Here is a 12,135-nt window from a genome sequence, read left to right as displayed (position 1 = left end):
TTACACACCGGTCGCCTGACTCATAATAGGAGTGGCACCGTCATGCGTTGATTCCTGATACCGGGATAGAAAATCTGTCACTCTGGACGATTTTTCAAAACCCGTCTCATCCTCTGTGTGGCGAGGGGCCGCCGCTGACCCACTGACAACAAAATGCTGACAGCTTTCCCCACCTTGCCGCATTGCTAAATCTAATGGCACACTCTGGGTGTTTGGACAAGAAAGAGCAATGACAATAACAACCTACAGGGTGTGTTTGAGGCCTTTTAGAGGGTGAATTTGAAAAGCAATTTCAGGGAGGAAACACTCGTGACGACGACACTTTCGAAACCCAAAGCGCCAACTGCGGCGCAGGCCAAATGGCTGGCATCAGGCTTGGATCAGGCGGGTGGAAAGCTGCCTTTGTTCGATGATGCGGGGAAGGGAATTTCAGAGCGTACCATTCGTGCTTGTATCAAGGCGGGGTGGGCAGAGCCTTGGTTTTCCAACCCAATTAAGCCTGATTGGCTGGTTTGCAAGCTCACGCAAGAAGGGCGTGCTGCTGCTCTTGCAACTCAAAAAACGAATAAAGGTTAACGTTTGCCGCAATGCATCGTAAATCGAAAAAGCGAGACAAATCATGCTTCCACCAGGCAGATTTGCATGGGCGAAGATCACCAGCCAAAAGAGCCCGTTAACCATTTTAGCAGTTTTTTGGGGACATCACCGGTAGTTGCTGGTGGCAAGAGTGGGTTTTAACGGCTTCTTGTCTTCTGGAGAGCACACTGAATTGCATCGTTAAACGGTTCCTTGCGGTAAATACCCGGTGGGGCCGTGCAGAGCATGCGAGTTCAAGATGGCCCAATCGGCAGCAGTCAGGACAGCGGACTTCCCGCGCACATCTCCTCCCATCGATCTGGTGCAACTTGCCACCAATACGCTGGGCAACCGGGACCTGGAAATTCAGGTCCTTCAAATGTTCAAATCACAGGCAAGCAATATGCTCGCCCGGTTGATCGCTGAGGCGGACCGGAATGAGCAGAAGCGTCTGGTGCATACCATGAAGGGGTCCGCACGGGCCATCGGCGCTGTTACGGTTGCCCATGAGTGTGAGCGGGCCGAGCAACAATTGGCAGGCCCGGATGCGCCCTCATTTGCAAAGCTGCAGGCTGCGATCTCTCTGGCAAATGCCTATATTGATGACCTGACAAGCTCTTGAGCCGAAATCGCCACGGCTCTGAAACGGCAAAGGGAAGCGAAATCGCCTCTTTTCGTTCGCTTTGATAGCTCGCGCCTTGACCTTTTGGTTTGAGCCTTTATGTCGGTTCTGAAACTGGATTATTCCTCTAAACTTGGTCGGACGCGGATCATGCCAAAAATCATCTATAAAGCAGCTGACGGCGCTACAACGGAAGTGGATGCGCCGGAAGGCTCCACGGTTATGGAAAATGCCATCAAACATATGGTGCCGGGCATTGAGGCAGAGTGCGGTGGCGCCTGCGCCTGTGCGACTTGCCATGTGTATGTTGACGATGCATGGGCATCCAAGACCGGTCAGCCTGAGCCGATGGAAGAGGACATGCTGGACTTTGCCTATGATGTGAAGCCAACGTCCCGGCTTTCCTGCCAGATCAAGGTAACGGCAGACATGGATGGCCTTGTTGTTCATGTGCCTGAGCGGCAGGCCTAAGACGCACCTGAATTACAGATTCAAAAGCCCGGCAGGTGTGCCGGGCTTTTTTCGTTGGTGTAAGGCATTCTTGAGAGGAGGCCTATTCGGCGGGCGTTGGAGCCGTACGCCGGAACCACCAATCGACCTCATGCCCTTCTTCCGGTGCGCTTGGGATTAATGAGGACAGGGCAAGGCTGACAAGCGCCATGGCTGCGCCTGACAGGAACACCGCCGTTGGTGAGTAGAGCCACACCAGACCGAAGATGACCGGGATAAAGACCGCTGCAATGTGGTTGATGGTGAAGGCGACGCCTGCGGTCGGTGCGATATCTGCAGGATCCGCGATCTTCTGGAAGTAGGTCTTGATCGCGATGGCGATAGCAAAGAAGGCGTGATCGACCACATAGAGCGTTGCGGCCAGTTCGGGGCTGGTGACAAACGCATAGCTTGCGAACACACCAAACAATCCGATGTATTCAAAAATCAGTGCCTTGCGTTCGCCGAAGTGGACGATCAGCTTTCCGATCTTTGGGGCCAAGACCATGTTGAACGCGCCATTGATCAGAAAGAGAAACGCAACTTCGTGCACGTCATAGCCGAACTTCTCCACCATCAGGAAACCTGCAAACACGGTGAAGATCTGACGACGGGCTCCTGCCATGAAGGTGAGTGCATAGTAGAGCCAATAGCGCTTGCGCAGGATCAGCTTTTTGTGTTGGGCGACACCTTCCTTGAAATGGGGAAACGCCATCATCAAGAAGGCAAGGACAACGAGCGTGAGCCCGCCAGCAACCGCAAAGACCGTTGTAAAAGACAGATCAAAGGTCTTCCAGCCGATGAAAATCAGCCCATAGGCAATCAGCTGTGCAAATGCACCAACGGCGATGATTTTGCCCATGCTGGCGGCCGCGGTGGCTTTTGGGAGCCACTGAAGCGACAGGGATTGTGCCATCGTTTCATAGTAGTGAAAGCCGATCGACATGACCAAGGTGGTCAAATAGAAGCCCCAAACGCTTGGAAAGTAACCGGTTGCAGCCACTCCAATTCCCAGCAAAAGCAGGGAAACATAGGCCAAAGTCTGCTCGCGCATCAGGAGCAGAAGGTAGATGGCAGCGAAACTTAGAAAGCCCGGAATTTCGCGGATTGACTGCTGGATACCGATTTCGCGGCCTGTGAAGCTGAGCTCCTGAACCGCAAAATTGTTCATCAGGTTCCACCAGGCGGCAAAGGACAGCTGCATGGCCCCTGCCATGATCATCAACAGGACGGCTGGTGAACGCCATCCTTTGATTTCCATCGGGTTTTCACTTCGGGTGAAATACGTCATTTCAAATCGCTTGCTCGTTTTTCATCTTGGAAGCAGAACTTAGTCGCGATATTTGATTGCGTGTTAGCGCTGTTTTGTCATCAAATAGTTTTGAAACGCCAAAAATGGAAAAAGTGCATGGGCATACATCCCGAACTTGCGACAATGCCAGTTGAGCCGCTCACGGCTCCAATGGTCGGGTTTGCGAAACGTCAGAAGAAGGGACAAACCAACGCGTTCCACTCTCATGACTGCGCGCAGCTTTATCATGTCATATCAGGGTCATCGGCGGTTGAGACTGACTGCGGTACCTATTTTGTCCCGCCGGAACGGGCGCTCTGGATTCCGCCGGGGCTGGAACACCGGGGCCGCTATCTTTCCGATACTGATATCCGGTTTGTCTATATTTCACCTGATCTTCTGGAGGGTTTGCCGGATAAGCCTCAGGTGGTGCAGGTCACCAATCTTCTTCGAGAGCTCATTTTAGAGTTCATGTCTTACCCACGACACGAAGCAAACAATGGACCTGCTGCCCGTATTTCCGCAGTGATTATTGATCAGCTTAAACTGCTTCCTGCAGCTCCGCTTCAATTGCCAATGCCTGCTGACCTAAAGCTGCGCGATGTGTGTACGGCGATTATGCGGTGTCCAGCCAACATTCCGGCTTTGGCGGAGGCGGCCTCGCGAACGGCTCTCTCGGTGCGCACGTTCGAGCGCAAGATCAAGGCCGAAACTGGCATGAGCTATCGAACCTGGTGTCGGCAGGTGAAACTGTTTCGGGCGCTTGAGTTGTTATCGTTGGGCCGAAGTGTTTCGGATGTTGCTTACAAGCTGGGCTATGAGGAGCCGAGCGCATTTGTGGCGACCTTCAAAAAAGCTTTTGGGGTCACGCCGGGTCGATATTTTACAGACGCGGCAAACGATTGATCTGCCTCATGGCGGACAACCCGTTGAGGTTGCAATTCTCCAATTATCAGATTTACGGAGAATGCAATGTTCAAGAAGATTCTGGTTCCAATCGACCCTGCCGAACCGGCTTTTGCCGAAGATGCGTTGGCCAAAGCTGGTCATCTGGCACAAGACCATCAGTCCAAGGTCCACCTTCTTGCCGTCTGTCCGGAAGTGCAGAGCTTTGTCGCAAGCCAGCTGCCGGAAGGCTTTCAGGACAAGGAAGCGGACGAAACCCGCAAGATGCTAAAAGGCGTCTCGGCACAATTGGGTATTGCCGAGGACGCAATCTCCAGCGAAGTGCGTGTTGGCTCTGTCGACAGTGAGGTAATTGATTGTGCCAAGGACAGAGGCTGCGATCTGATCGTCATGACCTCGCACAAGCCGGGATTGTCGACTTACTTTATCGGTTCTCACGCAGCGCATATCGTGCGTCATGCGCCCTGTTCCGTCATGGTCCTGCGCGACGCAGAGTAAACGCACGCATTTGCCGAAAACTATCAAAGAAAAAGGCGGAGAGGGAGGATCTCCGCCTTTTTGCTTCATCCGCCTCGTTTTTCCGGATGAAGCATTTTGCCGAGGATGTGATCATCCCGCCCAATCACCTGACCGCCATGACCGACAATCAATGGGTCAGGTTCTCCCACAATGCGATGGTCTTTACCTGGGTAGGGAAGGGCGTTCAAAAAGTGCTCCATGCAGTTGAGCCGGGCGCGCTTCTTGTCATCGGATTTAATGATGGTCCAGGGCGCGTCAGCCGTGTCTGTATAGAAGAACATGGCCTCCTTGGCCTCGGTGTAACCCTCCCACTTGTCGAGGGAGGCCTTGTCGATCGGGGACAGTTTCCACTGTTTGAGAGGATCCGTCTCACGCGACTTGAAGCGTTTGCGTTGTTCTTCCTTGGTGACCGAAAACCAGTATTTGAACATCAGGATGCCGTCACGGACCAGCATGCGCTCAAAATCGGGACACTGGCGCATGAACTCCAGATACTGGTTGGGAGAGCAAAAGCCCATCACCCGTTCAACGCCCGCGCGGTTGTACCAGGAGCGGTCAAAAAACACCATCTCCCCGGCCGATGGAAGGTTCTGCACGTAGCGCTGAAAGTACCATTGGCTGCGCTCTTGATCGGTTGGCTTTTGCAAGGCAACGACCCGCGCCCCGCGTGGGTTCAAATGCTCATTAAACCGCTTGATAGTGCCACCCTTACCGGCAGCATCCCGACCTTCAAACAAGAGCACAACGCGTTGCTCTGTGTCCTGTATCCACTGCTGCGCTTTCAAAAGCTCGGCTTGCAGTTTTTGCTTGCGCTTTTCATACGCCGGACGGCGCATTTTTGAGGTGTAAGGGTATTCGCCCTTTTCAAACACCTGATGAATGGCGGCCTGATCGTGGCGCAGCATCGCCAGACGCTGGCGTTGTGTCAGCTGATGCTCGTCCTCAGCATCCAGCTCTGGCAGTGGGCCTGGTTTCAGGGCCTCTTGTTCTGGTTTAGATACGCTTTTTGTTGCTGCTGTCGATATAGTCATTTCTCCTCCCAATTTTGTAGGAGGTAAGCTTATGCTTACCAAGGGGTAGGTGAATTGACATGTGTCAATTTGATGACAGTTGTTTTCAGTGAAATCAGCGGATACTGGACCAGCTTTGTTTTATTGCCGTGCCAGTTCTTTCATGGCTTCGGTCAAGCCTTCCACGGTGAGCGGGAACATACGCCCTTCCACCAGCTCCTGCATCATTCGGATGGAATGGGTGTAATTCCAATGCTGCTCCCGCACGGGGTTCAGCCAGACGGTCGAGGCGTATTGGCGCGTTACCCGCTGCATCCAGGTCGCGCCGGCTTCGTCGTTCCAATGTTCCACGGAACCACCCGGATACGCGATTTCATAAGGCGACATGGACGCATCCCCAACAAAGATGATTTTGTAGTCTGAGGGATATTTGTGAAGCACATCGAATGTGTCGATGCGTTCGGTGTAGCGCCGATGGTTTTCCTTCCAGACATACTCATAAAGGCAGTTGTGGAAGTAGAAGTGCTCCATCACCTTGAATTCGGTGCGGGCAGCTGAAAACAGCTCTTCACAGACACGAATGTGATCGTCCATCGATCCGCCAATGTCGAAGAACAACAACACTTTAACTGCGTTGTGGCGTTCGGGCCGCATCTTGATGTCCAGCAGACCCTTGTGGGCTGTTGACCGGATCGTGTCGTCAAGATCAAGCTCTTCTGCCGCTCCGGTTCGCGCAAAATTGCGCAGGCGCTTCAAGGCCACCTGAATATTGCGGGTGCCGAGTTGTTGAGTGTCATCAAGATCCTTGAACTCGCGCTTGTCCCAAACCTTGACCGCGCGCCGATGGCGGCTTTCCTTCTGGCCGATCCGGACGCCTTCCGGATTATAACCATAGGCGCCGAAGGGAGAGGTACCTGCTGTGCCAATCCACTTGTTGCCGCCCTGATGGCGCTTTTCCTGCTCTTTCAGGCGCTCCTTCAGGGTTTTCATCAGTTTTTCAAACCCGCCGAGGGCTTCGATCTGAGCCTTTTCTTCTTCTGTCAGATGTTTTTCGGCGAGTTTTTTCAGCCACTCTTCGGGAATATCGCCCGCAGGAGCCTCGCTCAAAAGGTCTAGTCCCTTGAAGACATGTCCAAACACGCGGTCAAACTTGTCGAGATTGGCCTCGTCCTTCACCAAAATGGCGCGCGCCAAATAGTAAAAGTCCTCCACCCGACGTTCGGCCAGATCATGATCAAGGGCATCCATCAAGGACAGATATTCGCGCAAGGAAACCGGAACACCTGCTGATTTCAGCTCGGTAAAGAACGAGATAAACATGAAGTGAGATTAGGGCTGGGGCGAGGGTTTGTCGAGAACCGGTATACGTCCAGCCTGTGAGAAAAGGGTGGCCGAAGACAGGCTCCGGCCACGCACTGGCTTATTTCCCGAGTGCTTTACGCACGATGGACACGATGGCAAGCAAAACGCCGCCGCCAACACCACCGCTGGCAACAGACTGAAGGATTGCGGAAATATCGAGTGATCCTGCATTCGAGGCAATGCCGGTGCCAAGGACTGCGGACAAAATCTGCCCACCAAGGCCTCCGCCAACGATACCAGCAATTGAGTTGCCGAGTGTGCCGAGGTTCATGTTTGGCAACACTTTGCCTGCGACGTTTCCGCCAATAGCGCCAGACGCCAATTGTATGATGAGGGGTAGTATAGATTCCATCTAGTAAGCTCCCAGTTAGTCCCGCCTAACCTCGTCGCTTTACAAGGCTGGGCATTGCATAATCGGAAGATTACTCAACGTCAAATTTGACGAGTGGTCGCGCCCCAGGCCGGAAAAGTCTTAAGATGACTTTCCCTGTTTTCCTGTGTCCTCTTTTTCCGCGCTGGATACCAACTCATTCATGAACTCGGAAACACTCGGTCCTTTGCTGCCGACAAAGGGAGCAGGGCGGCACACGGCGATGGCGGCGATACCAACGCGTGCGGTCAAGAGCCCGTTGATCAAGCCTTCGCCCAAGCGGGCAGAGAGGCGCGCTGCGAGCCCGTGCCCAAGGACTTGGGAGGCCAGGCTGTCGCCCGCTGCCATGCCGCCTGTAAGGGCCAGATGTTGAAGCACATGCCGTGTCAGGCGGAAAAACCCGAGAGTTCCAGGGCGTCCGCCATAAAGGTGAGACAGTTGGCGAATGATCCGCAGGTTCTCAAACAGAACTGCCAAAAGGTCGACAATGGCACGTGGACTGATGGCAGTGACCAGAGAGACACGCTTTGCACTCGACATGACGATGCGGCGAGCCTGCTTGTCCAATGGGCTAAGAAGGTCGCGCTCGGCCAAAATCAGAAGGTCCTTCCCATCGATCACCTCTGACATGTGGCCTTGAAGGGTTTTGCGCCCCCGTGCTGTGTCAGGACGATCTGCATAAAGACTGATCAAGTCCTTAAGGTGGGTGCGGGCAGCCTTTGCATTGTCGGACTCAGCAGTCTCTGCTAAATGGTCGCGAAGGTCATCGATTTTTCGCAGGCGCATCAAGGCACCCAGTTCGCGAAGCACCAGCCCAACAAGTCCCAAGACCGCAATTGCAGCAAGGCCAATTCCGACCCAGCCCAGCCAGTCTGCGCGGGCAAACAGATCGCGGATTAGGCTGTCAATCGCCAGTCCAACGGCCAAACTGATCAGCCCGCCCAGACCAAGACCTATCCACCGACCAAAGCTGGACGATTTGCGGACCGGCATTGGGGCCGTTTCTACTGGCAGCAAGCTATCATCCAGTGCTTCCTGAATGATCGTCTCACTGGCCAGTGGAAGGTCTTCGACTTCCTCCGCCAACCGAACATTTTTATCATCAAGACGAAACGCAGTTGGCTTGCGGGATGGGCGTCTGTTTTCTTGTCGGTTTTGATCCGTCACGCGAGGTGGTCTCCAATCAGAAATTCGAGTGCCCGGTCGAGCCGAATGTGCGGAAGTGACAAGGATAGACCTTCTGCGGTCTGGTCCAGTTGAGGCGGGCGAAAGCGCAAATAGCGCAAGTCACTGTCTGTAAGTTCAGTTTGTGATTCAATTTCTTCTGACGTTACGTGAACTTGCTCATCTTTTGAGTCAGCGGGACTAAAAATCTTGTCAGGGTTTTCCGGCAAGTCTCCGGGAAACATCGCAATTTCCGTTTCTCCGTCATAGTTCTCGCCATTCACACCTTCGCCGGGAAGCGGAGTCCCAAGGATAGCGGGCAGGTCTTGCCCACCATGACGGACGGTTGCTTCACGTGTTGCGCGAACAGCAGCCATGGCCAGAACGTCAACTTCTGCGCCGCGGAATTTGGCATGGTCAATGCCTCGGCCAACCAACCGCTGAAGAATGGCCTCAAGCCTGTCATGGTCGTCACGGTGCAGGTGGTCAGCCTTCGTTGCGGCAAACAGAATGCGGTCGATGCGACGGGTCAGAATGGACGACAGCCAGCTTTGTTTGCCGGGCCTGAAGGCGGTCATAACCTCGCCAAGTGCTTCTTCCAGATCCTTGATGGCCGCAGGACCGGCATTGAGCGCATGAAGGACATCAACCAGCACGATCTGGCGGTCCAGTCTGGCGAAGTGGTTTCGGAAGAAGGGGCGGATGACGTGGGTTTTGTACGCCTCAAACCGACGCTCCATCATCGCGCGTAATGTGCCAGCGCGGGCAGGTGAGGCGTCCTGAGGAATGTCTAATGGAGCAAATGTCAGCGCTGGCGAGCCGTCCAGGTCACCGGGCATCAGGAAGCGGCCCGGCGGTAACATCGACAGTGCATGGGCATCCTGTCGGCAATTCTTCAAATATGTTTTGAACGTTGCTGCAAGTTTCTGCGCGTCTTGTTCGCTTTCGGCTGCGTTTGGATCAATTGATGCCAGACAAGCCAGATACTCTGCAGCAAGGTCGGTGCGGTTTTTGGCTCTGGCGCGCGCCAGCGAGCTGGCAGAAAATTCGGCATAGGTTTTGCCGAGTAGGGGCAAGTCCAAAAGCCATTCACCGGGGTAGTCGATCAGGTCGATATGCAGCTTGCCGCGGCCGAATTGCCTGGAAAGGAACGAGGCACTTTCAAAGTCCAATGTGAGCCGCAGTTCAGACACCTGCCGGGTTGAATCCGGCCAGATGCGATCATTGACCAGTGCGGCGACATGGGCTTCGTAGTCAAAACGGGGTACGGCATCGTCTGGTTGTGGTTGTAGTCTCGCGTGAGCCAATCGCCCGCCTGCTGCAGCCTGAAACACCGGCAGCCGTCCACCGTGGAGGAGGTTATGGACCAGTGCTGTGATGAAAACCGTTTTGCCCGCGCGGGCCAGACCGGTTACCCCGAGGCGTACGGAGGGGACCGCCAGATCGCTTGCCGCATCTGATAAGTTGGACAAGGTCAGGCGGGCTTCTTCAGTCAGGGTTGTCAATAGGCTCACGGGCACCTCCGCTGCCAGATGTAGGGAGAACCAGCGCGAAGTGCAAATGATCTATCGACTTATCAGTTGAGGAATTGGTCGCATTTGATTTTCCAAATAAGGCCTTGATATTGCCCAATAAAATTCACGACGCGCGAACATCTTTCCTAGGTTGTATTTCTTTGAGACTCGCCTAAAACGGCGCTGGCTCTAACATTGAAGGGAGTTTTATGTTCGATAGGCGATCATTTCTAGGGGCGTTGCGGAACGGTGCCACTGCACTTTTGTTTTTCGCCGTTGGGGCCTCTTCGGCGCTGAGTGACGAAGTTGTTTTGATTGAAGCTGAGCAGTTTCAGGCGTTTGAGCATGAGCTCGGTGGACGGCTCGGTGTGGCTATCTGGGATTTGGAGACGGGGTCGAAAACCGGATGGCGTGCCGATGAACGCTTTGCGATGAATTCAACGTTCAAATTCATGCTGGTCGCCGCAACGCTCAAACGGATTGAAAACGGAGACGAACAGTTCGATCGGTCAATTGATATCGACGAAGCAGATTTGGTTCCGTGGACTCCGGTCACGGAAAAACATATTGGTCAGACCATGACAATCCACGAACTGTGCAGCGCCGTCATGACCAAAAGCGACAATCTGGCGACCAACTATCTTTTAAAAGCGATGGGTGGTCCGGCTAAGCTCACGGCGCTCTTGCGAGATGCGGGAGATGATGTGTCAATTTCCAGTCGGTACGAGCCTGAAGCCAATGCAGTTGGTCAAAATGATGACCGTGACACCTCAACGCCGAATGCGATGGTTTCAAATCTGGAACGTTTTGTTTTGGGATCCACGCTCAGCAAAGCGTCCCGCGCGCAGCTCTTTGATTGGATGGTTGAAAACACGACAGGACTGAAACGTATTCGCGGTGGATTGCCGGATGATTGGAACGCTGGTGACCGGACTGGAACCGGGTCAGGTGGCCGGGCTTCCAATATTGCCATTGCGTATCCACCCGGCCGGGCTCCGGTGTTGTTTGCCGTTTATACGGATGGCAGCCATCGCTATCCGCGCGACATCTCCAAAGTTCATGCTGAAATCGGACGTTTGGTGTCTGAACAGGTGATAAAGGGTCACTAAAGCTCTGGGGTGAAATCTCATGTTATTGGCGGGGACGGATGCATTCTCGCCAGTAGTTTTGAGATCAACTCATCAAGTCCCGTGGTTTTGTAAAGCTGACGAACTGGCCCGTTTCGAGGGCAAGGTCAGCCCATGATGAGATCTTGAAATCGATCACAGCAATAGCACCTGACGGGTATTTGGTCCGCATATCGTCCCATTGCGGTCCGCTGCCATCCTTGACGAAGCTTTGCGCGCTTATTTCGGTTGCCGGGTTGTGCCCTATGACCATGAGGGTTTCAGCGGTGCCGCCATGGGTTCTGATGAGTTCCAGATAATCGAAGTCGCCGTCGTCATACACCTGATCCAGCAGCCGGATTTCGGTCTCTTGTGTCATGAGCGCCAGCACCGGGATGAGAGTTTCGCGTGTGCGCTGGGAAGAAGAGCATAGGATCAGATTCGGGAAGAGGTTTTGGTCGGTCAAATACCAGGCCATTTCGGGAGCTGCCTTTTGACCGCGGCTGTTCAACGGGCGTTGCTTGTCGGTCAGCTCCGGGAAGTTCCAGTCCGATTTTGCGTGCCGGTACAAGATGAGCCTTGGCATATGACGCGTTTTCCCTCTTCCTGTGCCCGTGTCCACACAGCCTAGTTTTGGCGTGCAAGCATAACCTTGAAGGCCTCTAGGGTGGCGGCAATATCTGTTTCGTGTTTGGGAAGGATGTAATAGAGCCACAAGGTGAAGTCGGCCTTTTCCCCTTCGAACTGCCACATGGTTTCAATGTAAACGCGGTCCCCGCGCTGTCGGGTTTTGAAGGAGACGCCGCTGGCGGAAACGCCGGTCAACTGGACTTGCTGAAAACCGGCGCTCGAATAGTTCTTTTTGAACAGGTAGGTGGACTGCCTGCCTGAGCCGGGGACATGTTTGCGCAAGATGGCGTTGATGCCGTCGCGCCCCAGATAAATGCAGCCGGCGACACGGTCTGCATCAGCGGCCAGAACTTTGGCGCGGGCCAGAGGGCCAACCAGATCAGGACAGCGCAATCCCGAATAATGGCGCATACCAGCCATATCCTCTACCCAGCCCTCTTGCTGATCACTATAGACACGCGCTCCACCGGTTCCCTGTGCCGAAGGCTCATTGGTTGCGGATAATATAAAGATCAACGCAAAAAGAACCGGCAGGGTAAGAAGGGAAAGTGCTTTAGGAGCGCGGGTCATTCGTAG

At 54.0% G+C, this 12,135-nt stretch carries 14 protein-coding genes; 6 read left to right on the top strand and 8 right to left on the bottom strand.

The features are described from left to right. Positions 1 to 309 precede the first annotated feature (309 nt). From TRICHSKD4_RS19475 to TRICHSKD4_RS19465, 3 genes are all read left to right on the top strand, one after another. Complete coding sequence (locus TRICHSKD4_RS19475) at positions 310 to 576, top strand: hypothetical protein (protein WP_040617255.1); 267 nt, start codon at positions 310 to 312, stop codon at positions 574 to 576. A 259-nt stretch (positions 577 to 835) separates the two neighbouring features. Next, positions 836 to 1,198, top strand: coding sequence for an Hpt domain-containing protein (locus tag TRICHSKD4_RS19470; RefSeq protein WP_009468648.1), 363 nt, complete (start codon positions 836 to 838; stop codon positions 1,196 to 1,198). A gap of 150 nt (positions 1,199 to 1,348) precedes the next feature. Next, complete coding sequence (locus tag TRICHSKD4_RS19465) at positions 1,349 to 1,669, top strand: 2Fe-2S iron-sulfur cluster-binding protein (RefSeq protein WP_040617254.1); 321 nt, start codon at positions 1,349 to 1,351, stop codon at positions 1,667 to 1,669. Between the two features lie 82 nt (positions 1,670 to 1,751). Here TRICHSKD4_RS19465 and TRICHSKD4_RS19460 read toward each other — a convergent pair whose 3' ends face one another. Further along, a complete protein-coding gene (locus TRICHSKD4_RS19460; protein ID WP_083782839.1) occupies positions 1,752 to 2,978 on the bottom strand; it encodes an MFS transporter in 1,227 nt (408 codons plus the stop codon). A gap of 117 nt (positions 2,979 to 3,095) precedes the next feature. Here TRICHSKD4_RS19460 and TRICHSKD4_RS19455 point away from each other — a divergent pair, with 117 nt between their 5' ends. Both TRICHSKD4_RS19455 and TRICHSKD4_RS19450 read left to right on the top strand, forming a co-directional pair. Beyond that, positions 3,096 to 3,884 carry a helix-turn-helix domain-containing protein gene (locus tag TRICHSKD4_RS19455; protein WP_009468644.1) on the top strand — a complete coding sequence of 263 codons (789 nt, stop codon included), beginning with the start codon at positions 3,096 to 3,098 and terminating at the stop codon, positions 3,882 to 3,884. A 66-nt stretch (positions 3,885 to 3,950) separates the two neighbouring features. Beyond that, complete coding sequence (locus tag TRICHSKD4_RS19450; RefSeq protein WP_009468643.1) at positions 3,951 to 4,382, top strand: universal stress protein; 432 nt, start codon at positions 3,951 to 3,953, stop codon at positions 4,380 to 4,382. A 65-nt stretch (positions 4,383 to 4,447) separates the two neighbouring features. On the opposite strand, the gene ppk2 is transcribed toward TRICHSKD4_RS19450, so the two are convergent. From ppk2 to TRICHSKD4_RS19425, 5 genes are all read right to left on the bottom strand, one after another. Next, a complete protein-coding gene (ppk2, locus tag TRICHSKD4_RS19445) occupies positions 4,448 to 5,434 on the bottom strand; it encodes a polyphosphate kinase 2 (RefSeq protein WP_009468642.1) in 987 nt (328 codons plus the stop codon). A gap of 120 nt (positions 5,435 to 5,554) precedes the next feature. Continuing rightward, a complete protein-coding gene (locus tag TRICHSKD4_RS19440) occupies positions 5,555 to 6,733 on the bottom strand; it encodes a VWA domain-containing protein (RefSeq protein WP_009468641.1) in 1,179 nt (392 codons plus the stop codon). Between the two features lie 100 nt (positions 6,734 to 6,833). Next, entirely contained in the window at positions 6,834 to 7,127 is a 294-nt protein-coding gene (locus TRICHSKD4_RS19435) for a hypothetical protein (protein ID WP_009468640.1), read from the bottom strand. Between the two features lie 120 nt (positions 7,128 to 7,247). Then, on the bottom strand, positions 7,248 to 8,312 hold the full coding sequence (locus TRICHSKD4_RS19430) for a YcjF family protein (protein WP_009468639.1): 1,065 nt from the start codon (positions 8,310 to 8,312) through the stop codon (positions 7,248 to 7,250). Then, entirely contained in the window at positions 8,309 to 9,823 is a 1,515-nt protein-coding gene (locus TRICHSKD4_RS19425; RefSeq protein WP_009468638.1) for a YcjX family protein, read from the bottom strand. The genes TRICHSKD4_RS19430 and TRICHSKD4_RS19425 overlap by 4 nt, the downstream gene beginning before the upstream one ends. 209 nt (positions 9,824 to 10,032) lie before the next feature. Between TRICHSKD4_RS19425 and bla the strand changes: the two genes are divergently transcribed. Then, positions 10,033 to 10,932: a class A beta-lactamase gene (gene bla, locus TRICHSKD4_RS19420; RefSeq protein ID WP_009468636.1), complete on the top strand. Its 900-nt coding sequence runs from the start codon at positions 10,033 to 10,035 to the stop codon at positions 10,930 to 10,932. 64 nt (positions 10,933 to 10,996) lie between these two features. Here the strand turns inward: bla and TRICHSKD4_RS19415 are convergent, their stop codons facing one another. Together TRICHSKD4_RS19415 and TRICHSKD4_RS19410 are read right to left on the bottom strand one after the other, a co-directional pair. Then, complete coding sequence (locus TRICHSKD4_RS19415; protein ID WP_009468635.1) at positions 10,997 to 11,515, bottom strand: histidine phosphatase family protein; 519 nt, start codon at positions 11,513 to 11,515, stop codon at positions 10,997 to 10,999. Between the two features lie 41 nt (positions 11,516 to 11,556). Next, positions 11,557 to 12,129 (bottom strand): hypothetical protein, encoded by a 573-nt coding sequence (locus tag TRICHSKD4_RS19410; RefSeq protein ID WP_009468634.1) that lies wholly within the window; start codon positions 12,127 to 12,129, stop codon positions 11,557 to 11,559. Between the last annotated feature and the right edge of the window lie 6 nt (positions 12,130 to 12,135).

The organism is Roseibium sp. TrichSKD4, from assembly GCF_000148725.1.
In the GTDB taxonomy this organism is placed as follows: domain Bacteria; phylum Pseudomonadota; class Alphaproteobacteria; order Rhizobiales; family Stappiaceae; genus Roseibium.
The sequence above is the reverse complement of the archived record's forward strand: the minus strand, read 5'-3'. Positions and strand labels throughout refer to the sequence as shown.

Excerpts from the sequence above, each read along its gene's own strand:
- TRICHSKD4_RS19470 (WP_009468648.1), top strand. The coding sequence starts at position 836 with ATGGCCCAATCGGCAGCAGTCAGGACAGCGGACTTCCCGCGCACATCT.
- TRICHSKD4_RS19465 (WP_040617254.1), top strand. The coding sequence starts at position 1,349 with ATGCCAAAAATCATCTATAAAGCAGCTGACGGCGCTACAACGGAAGTG.
- ppk2 (WP_009468642.1), bottom strand. The coding sequence starts at position 5,434 with ATGACTATATCGACAGCAGCAACAAAAAGCGTATCTAAACCAGAACAA.
- TRICHSKD4_RS19455 (WP_009468644.1), top strand. The coding sequence starts at position 3,096 with ATGGGCATACATCCCGAACTTGCGACAATGCCAGTTGAGCCGCTCACG.
- TRICHSKD4_RS19415 (WP_009468635.1), bottom strand. The coding sequence starts at position 11,515 with ATGCCAAGGCTCATCTTGTACCGGCACGCAAAATCGGACTGGAACTTC.
- bla (WP_009468636.1), top strand. The coding sequence starts at position 10,033 with ATGTTCGATAGGCGATCATTTCTAGGGGCGTTGCGGAACGGTGCCACT.
- TRICHSKD4_RS19450 (WP_009468643.1), top strand. The coding sequence starts at position 3,951 with ATGTTCAAGAAGATTCTGGTTCCAATCGACCCTGCCGAACCGGCTTTT.
- TRICHSKD4_RS19435 (WP_009468640.1), bottom strand. The coding sequence starts at position 7,127 with ATGGAATCTATACTACCCCTCATCATACAATTGGCGTCTGGCGCTATT.
- TRICHSKD4_RS19410 (WP_009468634.1), bottom strand. The coding sequence starts at position 12,129 with ATGACCCGCGCTCCTAAAGCACTTTCCCTTCTTACCCTGCCGGTTCTT.
- TRICHSKD4_RS19440 (WP_009468641.1), bottom strand. The coding sequence starts at position 6,733 with ATGTTTATCTCGTTCTTTACCGAGCTGAAATCAGCAGGTGTTCCGGTT.
- TRICHSKD4_RS19460 (WP_083782839.1), bottom strand. The coding sequence starts at position 2,978 with ATGACGTATTTCACCCGAAGTGAAAACCCGATGGAAATCAAAGGATGG.